At 61.1% G+C, this 12,146-nt stretch carries 10 protein-coding genes; all 10 read right to left on the bottom strand.

Features of this window, described 5'->3' with window-relative positions:
- Positions 1 to 41: 41 nt before the first annotated feature.
- Positions 42 to 1,058, bottom strand: coding sequence for a class I SAM-dependent rRNA methyltransferase (locus NWV16_RS24185; protein WP_260521042.1), 1,017 nt, complete (start codon positions 1,056 to 1,058; stop codon positions 42 to 44).
- Positions 1,059 to 1,112: 54 nt separating this feature from the next.
- The gene (locus NWV16_RS24180; protein WP_260521041.1) at positions 1,113 to 1,982 is read right to left on the bottom strand and encodes an oxygenase MpaB family protein; all 870 of its coding nucleotides are present in this window, start codon (positions 1,980 to 1,982) and stop codon (positions 1,113 to 1,115) included.
- 50 nt (positions 1,983 to 2,032) lie between these two features.
- A complete protein-coding gene (gene acs / locus NWV16_RS24175; protein WP_260521040.1) occupies positions 2,033 to 3,970 on the bottom strand; it encodes an acetate--CoA ligase in 1,938 nt (645 codons plus the stop codon).
- A 114-nt stretch (positions 3,971 to 4,084) separates the two neighbouring features.
- Entirely contained in the window at positions 4,085 to 5,749 is a 1,665-nt protein-coding gene (pgi, locus tag NWV16_RS24170; RefSeq protein WP_260521039.1) for a glucose-6-phosphate isomerase, read from the bottom strand.
- A 17-nt stretch (positions 5,750 to 5,766) separates the two neighbouring features.
- Entirely contained in the window at positions 5,767 to 5,964 is a 198-nt protein-coding gene (locus NWV16_RS24165) for a hypothetical protein (protein ID WP_260521038.1), read from the bottom strand.
- A 144-nt stretch (positions 5,965 to 6,108) separates the two neighbouring features.
- On the bottom strand, positions 6,109 to 6,969 hold the full coding sequence (gene panC, locus NWV16_RS24160; protein ID WP_260521037.1) for a pantoate--beta-alanine ligase: 861 nt from the start codon (positions 6,967 to 6,969) through the stop codon (positions 6,109 to 6,111).
- Positions 6,966 to 7,766, bottom strand: a complete 801-nt coding sequence (gene panB, locus NWV16_RS24155) for a 3-methyl-2-oxobutanoate hydroxymethyltransferase (protein ID WP_065261588.1) — start codon at positions 7,764 to 7,766, stop codon at positions 6,966 to 6,968. The genes panC and panB overlap by 4 nt, the downstream gene beginning before the upstream one ends.
- A gap of 320 nt (positions 7,767 to 8,086) precedes the next feature.
- Positions 8,087 to 8,572 carry a 2-amino-4-hydroxy-6-hydroxymethyldihydropteridine diphosphokinase gene (gene folK, locus NWV16_RS24150; RefSeq protein WP_260521036.1) on the bottom strand — a complete coding sequence of 162 codons (486 nt, stop codon included), beginning with the start codon at positions 8,570 to 8,572 and terminating at the stop codon, positions 8,087 to 8,089.
- Positions 8,573 to 8,575: 3 nt separating this feature from the next.
- A complete protein-coding gene (locus tag NWV16_RS24145) occupies positions 8,576 to 9,964 on the bottom strand; it encodes a polynucleotide adenylyltransferase PcnB (protein WP_260521035.1) in 1,389 nt (462 codons plus the stop codon).
- Positions 9,965 to 10,695: 731 nt separating this feature from the next.
- Positions 10,696 to 12,132, bottom strand: coding sequence for a sigma-54-dependent transcriptional regulator (locus NWV16_RS24140; protein WP_260521034.1), 1,437 nt, complete (start codon positions 12,130 to 12,132; stop codon positions 10,696 to 10,698).
- Between the last annotated feature and the right edge of the window lie 14 nt (positions 12,133 to 12,146).

Genomic DNA, 12,146 nt, shown 5'->3' with positions numbered 1-12,146 from the left:
GAGCATCCTGATTTTTCTGTGGGATTTGTCCTGTGCGGGTTTCAGAGCTGGAGAATCAGGGTCTTGAGCGGGTGTTGCCCGTCCATGGACGGGAAGTCCCGGCCCGGTGTCATCACGCTCCATTCGCGTACCGGGCGCCCGGCCTTTTCGGCGCAACGCAGGACCTGGTCGCGCCAGTCGTCCATGCTGACTTTTGCCAGGTTGTTGCAGCAGATCAGCACGCCGTTTTCGGCGGTGGTCAGCAGGGCGGGCTTGAGCAGGCTTTGATAATCGCGCAGCAGATCGACTGTACCGAACGCGCTTTTGGCCCACGCGGGCGGGTCGAGCAATACCAGGTCGTATTGGCGCTGTTCGAGACGTGGGTAGCTCGGCAGTTTCTGCCCGCGACGCTGACTGATCGGCAGGCCGGCCAACTGGCGGATCGCCGGAAAGTAGTCGGACTGGATGAATGCCATGGTCGGCAGTTGCGGATTGAGCAGGCCGTTTTCGCGTCCGACTGCCAGGTTGCCCTCGGCGAAGTCCAGGTTGCACACCTCGCGGGCACCGCCGGCGGCCGCGCTGAGACCGACCCCACAGGTGTAGGCGAACAGATTGAGTACGCTTTTGCCCTTGGCGTGGTCCTTGACCCAGCCGCGAGTGTTGCGCAGGTCCAGGAACAGCAGCGGATCCTGCCCGGCGTGGCGTCCGCGTACGCGGTAGTTCAGGCCCCACTCGTGGCCGACCAGATCGACCAGCGCAGCCTCTTCAGCGCGGTAGATGCGATCTTCGCGATCGATGCGCGAGTTGCCACGGGAGCGGTCGTTGTAGACCAGCAGGGTTTGCAATCCCAGCGTTTCATTCACCGTGGTGTGCAGCTGCAGCAGGTCGGCGAGTTCCAGTGTCTGGTGGAAACTCTGCACCATCAGTTGCGGGCCGTAGCGGTCGACGGTCAGTCCGCCGGCACCTTCCTGGCTGCCGTGGAACAGGCGATAGCAATCCGTGCCCTGGCTGTGCAGCTCGGCGAGCATATCCTGGCGTTGATCGAGGGCGGCGCGCAGCGCCTGATTCAGGGAAGACATGCTGGCGCCTTACTGGATGGAATCGGGGCGCGGGAGTTTAGCAGCTACTGAGCTTCATCTCAGCCCCATGCGCCGTTGGGCCCTTTGCACGGAGCCATTGCGCATCGCCCAGCGCAGTATAGGGGCGCTGCGCTTGACGCTGGCGCGAATCAGCTGACGTTGCAGCGGATTCTGCCGGGCATCCAGCATGTCGCTTGCCCAGTCCGGCAGCAGGTCGATACCGGCCTTCATCATCAGGTCGCCAAACGGTCGCGCCAGAACGCTGGGCGCCGGGGCATCGAGCAACAGGCGCAAGACTTCGCGGCTACGATCGTCGCATACCAGTTGTGGACGCATGCGTTGCAGGTAATCGGCCACAGCCTGCCGCGATTTCGGCACATCCCGGGCACCCAGACGCTCGGCAACCACGGAAATTTCCGCGTAATAACGGTCCTGATCCTTGGGCGACAGTTGCGGGTTGCGGTAACACAAATGGGCGGCGAGAAAGTTGCTGACTTCGGCCACATGCACCCAGGTCAGCAGATCCGGATCGCTGGCCGCATAGGGCCGGCCATCCGGCGCGGTGCCGACCACTTGCAGGTGAATGGTGCGGACTTTCTCGATCAGCCATTCGGCATCACGACGCGATCCAAACGTAGTGCCGGAGACAAACTGACTGGTTCGGCGCAAGCGGCCGAGCATGTCCTGGCGAAAGTTCGAGTGATCCCAGACGCCGGCCAGCGCCAATGGATGCAGCGCCTGCAGCAGCAAGGCACTGATGCCGCCGATCAACATGCTGCCGAAGTCGCCGTGCACTTGCCAGCTGATCGAGTCCGGGCCGAACAGGCCGGGATCGCCCTTGGGGTTTTCCAGATCGAGCTGGCCGAGGGACAGACCGGTCAGGCTCATGAGTTGGTTTTCGATACGGCTGCGAATGAATTCCATGGCAACTCGGCAGTGTCGGACGGCGCGGCCGGTTGACCGCGCCCGTGATTCTACTGGTTAAGTCGTTTGTCGATCAGCCCCTGCACCACACTCGGGTCGGCCAGCGTCGAGGTATCGCCAAGGCTGTCGAGTTCGTTGCAGGCGATCTTGCGCAGGATCCGGCGCATGATTTTTCCCGAGCGGGTTTTCGGCAGGGCCGGGGCCCACTGGATCAGGTCCGGTTTGGCGAAGCTGCCGATCTCTTTGCTGACATGGGCCAGCAGTTCTTTTTTCAACTCGTCACTGGGTTCGGCGCCGTTCATGGGCGTGACGAAGGCATAGATGCCCTGGCCTTTGACGTCGTGGGGGTAACCGACCACGGCGGCCTCGGCGATGCTGTCATGCAGCACCAGAGCACTTTCGACTTCGGCGGTGCCGATGCGGTGGCCGGAAACATTGATCACGTCGTCGATGCGTCCGGTGATCCAGAAGTCGCCATCCTCATCGCGGCGGGCGCCGTCGCCGGTGAAGTAGTAGCCGGGGTAGGGCTTGAAGTAGGTGTCGACCATGCGCTGCGGATCGCCGTAGACGCTGCGAATCTGCGCCGGCCAACTCGACTTGATCGCCAGCACGCCACTGCCGGCACCCTTGATTTCCTTGCCGTGCTCATCAAGCAGTACCGGTTGCACGCCGAACATCGGCCGGGTGGCACAGCCCGGTTTGATCCGTTGTGCGCTGACCAGCGGACTGAGCATGATGCCGCCGGTTTCGGTCTGCCACCAGGTATCGACAATCGGGCAACGCTGTTCGCCGACCACGTTGAAATACCATTCCCACGCTTCCGGGTTGATCGGCTCACCGACGCTGCCGAGCAATCTGAGGCTCTCGCGGGATGTTTCCTGCAAGGGGCCGGCACCTTCACGCATCAGTGCGCGCAGGGCGGTCGGCGCGGTGTAGAAGATGTTGACCTTGTGTTTGTCGATCACCTGCCAGAACCGCGAAGTGCTCGGGTAGCTCGGTACGCCTTCGAAAATCAGCGTGGTCGCGCCGTTGGCCAGCGGGCCGTAGACGATGTAGCTGTGGCCGGTGACCCAGCCGACGTCGGCGGTACACCAGAACACTTCGCCGTCGCGGTAATCGAGCACGTATTTGAAGGTCATCGCCGCCTGCAACAGGTAACCGCCGGTGGTGTGCAGCACACCTTTGGGTTTGCCGGTGCTGCCGGAGGTGTAGAGGATGAACAGCGGGTCTTCGGCGTCCATCGGCTCCGGCGGGCAATCGTCGCTGACGTCGCGCAGGGCCTGGTGATACCAGAGGTCGCGGCCTTCGACCCAGTCGACCTTGTTTTGCGTGCGTTCGACCACGACAACAGTGCTGACGTTGGGGCAGCTGTGCAGGGCCTTGTCGACATTCTGTTTCAATGGCACGAACTTGCCACCACGCACGCCTTCGTCGGCGGTGATCACGGTGCGGCAGTCGGCGTCGAGGATACGGTCGCGCAACGAGTCAGGAGAGAAGCCGCCGAACACCACCGAGTGAATCGCGCCGATCCGCGCGCAGGCCAGCATGGCGTAGGCCGCTTCGGGAATCATCGGCATGTAGATGCACACCCGGTCGCCTTTCTTTACGCCACGGCTTTTCAGCACGTTGGCCAGGCGACAGACGTGATGATGGAGTTGGTTGTAGGTGATCTGCGTGGATTCGGCGGGATCGTCGCCTTCCCAGACAATGGCGGTCTGGTCGCCGCGCTTTGCCAGGTGTCGGTCGATGCAGTTATGACTGACGTTCAGTTTCGCCCCGGCGAACCAGGAAGCCTCGCCCGTCTTCAGGTCATAGCGCTGGACGGTCTGCCACGGGGTGCTCCAGTCGAGGAAACGTGTGGCCTGATCGGCCCAGAAGGTGCTGGGGTGTTCAATGGATTCGCGGTACAGGCGCTGGTAGTCGTCCTGACTCAACTGGGCAGCCCGGCGAACGGCATCGGCTTTGGGGAACGTGCTGATATCGAACATGACGGTTCCTTATTCTTGTTGTGCGACAAGGATAAAGATGCGCCGAGAGCGGTGAGGGTTCAATACCTGTAAACAAACACCCCCTCATGGTGAGGGGGTGTGTCAAGGGCTGGATCAGCCGCGGTGACGGCCGCGGAAGTAGTTGATCAGACCTTGGGTGGACGCATCCTCGGCGGCGGTTTCCTCGCTGCCGACCAGACGGTTGTAGACGCCCTTGCCCAGTTCCTTGCCCAGTTCCACGCCCCACTGGTCGAAGGCGTTGATGCCCCAGACCACGCTCTGCACGAAGACTTTGTGTTCGTACATCGCCACCAGTGCGCCGAGACGACGCGGGCTGATGCGCTCGACCACCAGGGTGTTGCTCGGACGGTTGCCCGGGATCACCTTGTGCGGTGCCAGTTTCTGCACCTGGTCTTCGCTCATGCCTTTGTCGCGCAGTTCGGCTTCGGCTTCCGGCAGTGTTTTGCCGAGCATCAGCGCCTGGCTCTGGGACAGGCAGTTGGCGTACAGCCACTGATGGTGGTCGGATACCGGGTTGAAGCTGACGATCGGCACGATGAAGTCGGCCGGAATCAGTTGGGTGCCCTGATGCAGCAACTGGTGGTAAGCGTGCTGGCCGTTGCAACCGACGCCGCCCCAGATCACCGGGCCGGTATCGGTGGACACCGGGGTGCCGTCCTGACGCACGCTCTTGCCGTTGGACTCCATGTCCAGCTGCTGCAAGTGCTTGGTGATGTTACGCAGGTAGTGGTCGTACGGCAGGATCGCGTGGCTTTGCGCGCCCCAGAAGTTGCCGTACCACACGCCAAGCAGGGCCAGCAGGACCGGCATGTTCTGTTCGAATGGCGCGCTCTGGAAGTGCTGGTCCATGGTGTAGGCACCGGACAGCAGCTCCTTGAAGTTGGACATGCCGATGGCCAGGGCAATCGGCAGACCGATGGCCGACCACAGCGAGTAACGACCGCCGACCCAGTCCCACATCGGGAAGATGTTCTCTTCGCGGATACCGAATGCCACAGCCGCCGCGTTGTTGCTCGATACGGCGATGAAGTGACGGTACAGCTCGGCTTCCGAACCACCCTGGGCCAGATACCAGGCGCGGGCGGCCTGGGCGTTTTTCAGGGTTTCGAGGGTGTTGAACGACTTCGACGACACGATGAACAGCGTGGTCTCGGCGCGCAGCTTCTGCGTTAATTCGTGGAATTCGCTGCCGTCGATATTCGCCAGGTAATGGCAGCGCACGCCTTTCTGGGCGTAGGACAGCAAGGCTTCGGAGACCAGCTCCGGGCCAAGGAACGAACCACCGATGCCGATGTTGACCACGTCGGTGATCGGCTTCTCGGTGTAACCGCGCCACAGGCCGTCGTGGATCTTGCCGACCAGGTCGGTGATCTGGTTCAGCACCTTGTGCACTTCCGGCATCACGTTGACGCCGTTGACCGACAGCTTGTCGCCGACAGGGCGGCGCAGGGCGGTGTGAAGCGCCGGACGGCCTTCGGAAGAGTTGACGATTTCGCCGTCGAACAGCGCCTTGATCGCGCCCTTGAGATCGACTTCATTGGCCAGACCCACCAGCAGGTTGCGGGTCTCGGCGTTGATCAGATTCTTCGAATAATCGAGAAACAGTCCGCAGCTGCTGAGGGTGAACTGATTGAAGCGCTGCGGATCGGCGTTGAAGGCTTCGCGCATGCTGAAATCCTGCATGGCTTGGCGGTGGTCTTTCAACGCCTGCCAGGCAGGCAGAGCGGTAACGTCATGAGGAGTGCGGTAGTACGCCATCGCTGCGGTTTTCCTTTTTACTTGAACGGCCTTTTGAACACTGAAAAGACCTCCCCGCCATGTTTGGGCGAGGGGGGCAACTGCGTCGACACGATTACATTGGCGCAGGGCGAATACAGTAAACCCGGCGCGGCGATCTGTCTTGGCTTCTTCTGACCTGTTACCTGTACTTTTTTAACATCGATAACAGGAAAGACCGACAGACGGCGAGTCATTCGAGCAAGTCTCCTGCTGATCGCGCGCCTCGAACGGCGGGCAGTTTGCACGATGGGTGGGTAGGCAGCAATACGGTCTGGAAGGGGATGCAGCACGAATGAGGGAGCGAGCAGGCTTGCTCCCTCATTTTGCTGTTGCGGTGTTCAGGCGGGGGTATCGAGGTTCAGGTGCAGGTTGTCGATCAACCGAGTGGTGCCGAGGAACGCTGCCACCAGAATCACCAGGTCACGATCTTCTGCCGTCGCCGGACGCAGGGTCAGGGCGTGACGGACTTCCAGGTAATCCGGGCGCAGGCCGGCGGCTTCCAGCTGTTGGCGCTGTGCCTGGATCAAGGCCGGGAAGTCGCGCTCCCCCTGCCTGATCGATTCGGCGATGCTGCTCAAGGCGCGGTAAACCGCCGGTGCCACGGCACGCTGCTGTTCGCTGAGGAAACCGTTGCGCGACGACAGCGCCAGACCGTCGGCAGCGCGTACGGTCGGCTCGCCGATGATCTGGATCGGCATGTTCAGGTCGTGCACCAGTGCACGGATCACGGCCAGTTGCTGATAATCCTTCTGACCGAAGATCGCCAGGTCCGGCTGGACCATGTTGAACAGCTTGCTGACCACGGTCGCCACGCCTTCGAAGTGCCCGGGGCGGCTGGCGCCGCACAGTCCTTCGGAAAGCAGCGGTACGCTGACCCGGGTCTGGCCGGCCATGCCGTCGGGGTACATTTCTTCGACGGTCGGGGCAAACAACAGGGAGCAGCCGGCCTCCAGCAGCTTTTCCTGATCCGCCGCCAGCGTGCGCGGGTACTTGTCGAGGTCTTCGCCGGCGCCGAACTGCAGCGGGTTGACGAAAATGCTCGCGACCACGAAATCCACGCGTTGCCTGGCCTTGGTGATCAGTGCGATGTGGCCGCTGTGGAGGTTGCCCATGGTCGGGACGAAGCCGATGCGCTTGCCTTCGCTGCGGGCGCGGGCTACGGCTGCGCGCAGTTCACGTACGGTTTTGACGGTGTTCATGCGGAGAATCCGTGTTCGATCCCGGGGAAAGTGGCGGCTTTGACTTCGTTCACGTAAGCCTTCAGTGCGGACTGGATGCTGTTCTGGTCCTGCATGAAGTTCTTCACGAATTTCGGAACGCGACCACTGATCGACAGGCCGAGCATGTCGTGCAGGACCAGTACCTGGCCATCGGTGTCAGTGCCGGCGCCGATGCCGATCACCGGAATTTTCACCGCCTGAGTGATTTCGGCGGCCAGTTCGCTCGGTACGCATTCCAGCAGCAACATCGCGGCGCCCGCCTGCTCCAGAGAGATTGCGTCGGCGCGCATCTGGCGCGCCTGGTTTTCGTTACGCCCCTGCACTTTATAGCCGCCGAGAATGTTCACGGCTTGCGGAGTCAGGCCCATGTGGGCGCAGACCGGTACGCCGCGTTCGGCCAGCAGGCGGATCGATTCCGCCAGCCACAGCGCACCTTCGACCTTGATCATGTGCGCACCGGCCTGCATCAGCCTGGCGCTGTTGGTCATGGTCTGTTCGAGGGTGGCGTTGGCCATGAACGGCAGGTCGGCCAGGATCAGGGCGTCGGTGTTGCCGCGCTTGACGCAGGCGGTGTGGTAGGCCATTTCCTCGATGGTCACCGGCAGGGTGCTGTCGTGACCTTGCAGGACCATGCCGAGGGAGTCGCCCACCAGCAGCACTTCGACACCGGCCTCGTTGCAGGCGTGGGCGAAGGTCGCGTCATAGCAGGTCAGCATGGTGATCTTTTCACCTTTCTGCTTGAGGCTCTGGAGCGTGGTCAGGGTGATGGCTGGCATGTAAGAAATCCTCGTTCAGGCGCTTTGGAAACTACTGCGAGTAACGCGCGTGATTCGTCATCTATTCAGGCGCACGCTCTTTTGTCGTGCTTATAAGGCCTGGATTGCGCCCTTGTATGCCGGGTTGGCGGCAGCGGGACGCCTATAGTCGTGATGAGGCCTCAGGAAGTCAATTGCATGTGTTACCGCATTGTTACGACGGGAGTGTTACCGGCGTTACTGATGCGATTCAGCGGGCCGGCGGGCCTGATCTGCGGAGTTTTTGTCCTACAGGAAAGCTGAATGCGGGAGCCATTTTGCTCCCGCATCGGCGGTTTGGGTCAGGCGTGGGAAAGGCGTTCCAGGCCGACGAACGGGCAGGCAACCAGCAGATCTGCAAGTGTCCGGCCATCGGCCAGGCGCAGATTTTCGGGGGCCAGTTCGGCCAGGGGATAGAGGACGAACGCGCGTTCCTGCATGTGGTAATGCGGGACTTTGAGGCGCGGCTCGTCGATCAGGCGATCACCGTACAGCAGAATGTCCAGATCCAGCGTGCGAGGCCCCCAGCGCTCCAGGCGTTCGCGACCCTGATCGTTTTCGATGGCTTGCAGGGCGTCGAGCAATTCCAGCGGGGCGAGTGTGCTGTCCAGTGCGGCGACCGCGTTGGTGTAACGCGGCTGACCCGGCAGCAGCGAGTCGCTCTGGTAAAAGGCCGATACACCGACCAGTGTTGTACCCGGCAGATGCGCCAAGGCATTGATCGCGCTGCGCAATTGTTCGGCGGGGTCAGCCAGATTGCTGCCCATGCCGAGGTAGATACGCTCCATGCCTTATTCGCCCGAAGCGCCGGCGCGTTTGCGCTTGGCGCCGCTGCTGCGACGACGCTTGCGTGGGGCGCCGGTCCCGTCTTCCTTGCCGCTGAGATCACGGATCATGTCGCGGCGTTCGCTGTCATTGGCGTCCTGATAGTCGGTCCACCATTCGCCCAGACCGTCGGTCTGCTCGCCGGCGCTTTCACGCAGCAGCAGGAAGTCGTAGCCGGCGCGGAAGCGCGGATTATCCAGCAACAAATCGGCACGTTTGCCGCTGCGGCGTGGCAGGCGTTCCTGCATGTCCCAGATCTCGCGGATCGGCAGGGTGAAACGTTTTGGAATCGCAATGCGCTGGCACTGTTCGGCGATCAGTTCGTGGGCCGCTTCCTGCATCGCCGGAATCGGCGGCATGCCGCGCTCCTGCAGACGCAACACGCGAGCCGGCAGGGCTGGCCACAGCAGCGCGGCAAACAGGAACGCCGGGGTCACCGGTTTGTTTTGCTTGATCCGCAGATCGGTGTTGGTCAGTGCCTCGCTGATCAGCGTATGGGTGTATTCCGGGTTGTATTCCAGTGCGTCGGAACTGGCCGGGAACAACGGCGCGAACAATTGCAGATCGACCAGCATCTCGAAGGTGATGGCGCCATGTCCGGAGAGGAACAACTTGAGCACTTCCTCGAACAGTCGCGCCGAAGGAATTTCTCGCAGCATCGGTGCCAGATCGCGGATCGGCTGGACGGTGTGTCTTTCAATGCCGAAGTTGAGCTTGGCGGCGAAACGCACGGCCCGCAGCATCCGCACCGGGTCTTCCTGATAGCGCTGTTTCGGGTCGCCGATCAGGCGGATCAAATGGTTGCGGATGTCGTGCACGCCGTTGGCGTAATCGAGGATGCGCTCGCTGACCGGATCGTAATACAAGGCGTTGATGGTGAAGTCGCGGCGTTGCGCGTCTTCTTCCAGGGTGCCGTAAACGTTGTCGCGCAGAATGCGCCCGCTCTCGTTGCGCGAGGACTGATTGTTGTCTTCGTCGTCTTCGTTTTGCGGGTGATTGGCACGGAATGTCGCGACCTCGATGATTTCGCGACCGAAATGGATGTGTACCAGCTTGAAGCGGCGGCCAATGATCCGCGCGTTGCGGAATTCGGCGCGAACCTGTTCGGGGGTGGCGCTGGTGGCGACGTCGAAGTCTTTGGGTGTGATGCCCAGCAACATGTCTCGCACGCAACCGCCGACCAGATAGGCCTGATAGCCGGCGCCCTGCAGACGTTCGACAATGTTGACCGCGTATCGGCTGAATTGCGCCTTTTGCAGCGAATGTTGGCCGCTGTTGAGGACTTCAGGCGTGCTACGGATGTGTTGCGTACGACGCCGGGGCGTTCGGAGTGACTGGAACAGCTTCTTCAGCATGGGATGCACTGTTTGAAGGAATGTTCGGCCATACCAGAGAATGGCCGCATGATGGGCGAGGATTCTAGCATTTAGTCGAGGGATGGTGTAGGACACGGCAGATATGAGCTGCAAGCCGCAAGCTGCAAGGGTAAAGCGGGGGGATTTCGAGGATTTTGCGGGGTGGGAAACTACAAGGGGAGCCGAAGCTCCCCAAGAAGTAGTTGCGTGCTCTTTTTATTATTGATTCGGGCTTCTTGTTTTTGTTGAGCGCCCTCGCCATGAAGCTTTTCTTCATGACCCTCCCAATCGGGAGCCAAGAGCAAACGGATTGCTTTGGTCGCTGAATTGCAGTGATCTTTCGATCCAACCAGTACAGGCTCTGTCTTAGGACAGTTTTTTGTTGTTCTCGGCCTGGTCGTGGGGCAAGCCCCAAATACAATGCCTCTCCAAAAGAATCAGTTAGCTGCGCCTCTCGCCGTCTTGTTTTTATTGTGCGTGAGTCGATTCGTCTTATTTTTATTGTCTTGTGCATTGCTTGTTATTGTTCTTGTACCAGACATATAGCAGGTGCCGTGCCAACTTTTGCGAACCCCAGTAAAACAAGGGGTTAGGTCGATATATCCGTTTTTGGGGGGCGAAAAAAAGCCGGGGTTTCGTTACCGATAACCCCGGCTTCTGTTACGTGAAAAGACTGAGGTAACAGTTTTTTCACAGTTTCAACGGTTACCCGCACACTCGACAGGTAACGTTCAGCTCTCGCTGGCCACCCCGGTCTTGCGCCGTGGAATGCCCAGACGCTGACGGCGCTCCCACAGGCATTTTCGGCTGACGCCCAGTTTGCGCGCCAGTTCGGTTTCGGTCATGTGGTCCTGATGCTCGAGTACGAAATGCTGGAAGTAGTCTTCCAGCGACAGGTCTTCGGTCGGCTCGTGGCTGCTGTTGGCGGCGTTACCGGCCGGTTGTGCCGGCAGGCCGATGAACTCATCGTCTTCCAGATCCCCCAGTTCGATATCGATGCCAAGCAGGTCGGCGGAGATTTCCGGGCTTTCGCTCAGGATGACGGCACGCTCGACTGCGTTTTCCAGCTCTCGCACGTTGCCCGGCCAGGAATAGTGCCGGATCGCCTGTTCGGCATCGGCGGCAAACTTGAGGTCGGTGCGGTTGATGCGAGCGCTCTGGCGAGCGAGGAACGCATTGGCGATTTCGTTGACGTCGGCACCGCGTTCGCGCAGGGCCGGCAGTTTCAACGCGATCACGTGAAGGCGGTAGTACAGGTCTTCACGGAACTGGCCGATTTTCGCCAGACTCTTGAGGTCACGGTGGGTGGCGGCAATCAGTCGGACATCGACTTTCTGCGACTGTACCGAACCGACCCGGCGAATTTCACCTTCCTGCAGCACACGCAACAGACGGGCCTGAGCTTCCAGAGGCAGTTCGCCGATCTCGTCGAGGAACAGCGTGCCGCCGTCCGCCGCTTCCACCAGACCGGCGCGACCGGCGCTGGCCCCGGTGAACGCACCTTTCTCGTGGCCGAACAGCTCGGACTCGATCAGGCTTTCGGGAATGGCTGCGCAGTTCACCGAGATCATTGGCGCCTTGGCGCGCTTCGACAGGTTGTGCAGGGCGCGGGCCACCAGCTCCTTGCCGGTCCCGGACTCGCCCTGGATCAGGACATTGGAATCGGTCGGCGCGACTTTGCGGATCTTGCCGTAAAGGTCCTGCATCGGCGGGCAGGAGCCGATGATGCCGATCTCGCCATTGCTGCTGTCGGCGGTGGACTTGGCATGACCAGTGGCGGTTTTACCGGCAACGACTTCGCCGGCAGCCGGTGCCGACTGTCGATCGCGCAGGATCCGCGCCACGGCCTGCAGCATCTCGTCATGGTCGAAAGGTTTGGCGATGTAATCCACCGCGCCCATCTTCATCGAGTCCACCGCCGAGCGCAGGCTGGCGTAGCTGGTCATGATCAGCACCGGCGTGCCCTGGCCAAGCTTGATCAGCTCGGTGCCCGGGGCGCCCGGCAGTCGCAGGTCGCTGACGATCAGATCGAATGTGGGAATACTGAAGCGTTCTTGTGCTTCCTGCACGGAACCGGCTTCGCTGACCTGATACTGGTTGCGTTCCAGCAGGCGGCGCAAGGCGGAGCGGATAATGGTTTCGTCTTCGACGATCAAAATGTGCGGCATTGATTCGATTCTCT

It is taken from the genome of Pseudomonas sp. BW7P1 (assembly GCF_024981055.1).
GTDB classification, from domain to species: domain Bacteria; phylum Pseudomonadota; class Gammaproteobacteria; order Pseudomonadales; family Pseudomonadaceae; genus Aquipseudomonas; species Aquipseudomonas bananamidigenes.
Note: the sequence above shows the minus strand (reverse complement) of the source record. Positions and strands in the feature narration are given on the sequence as shown.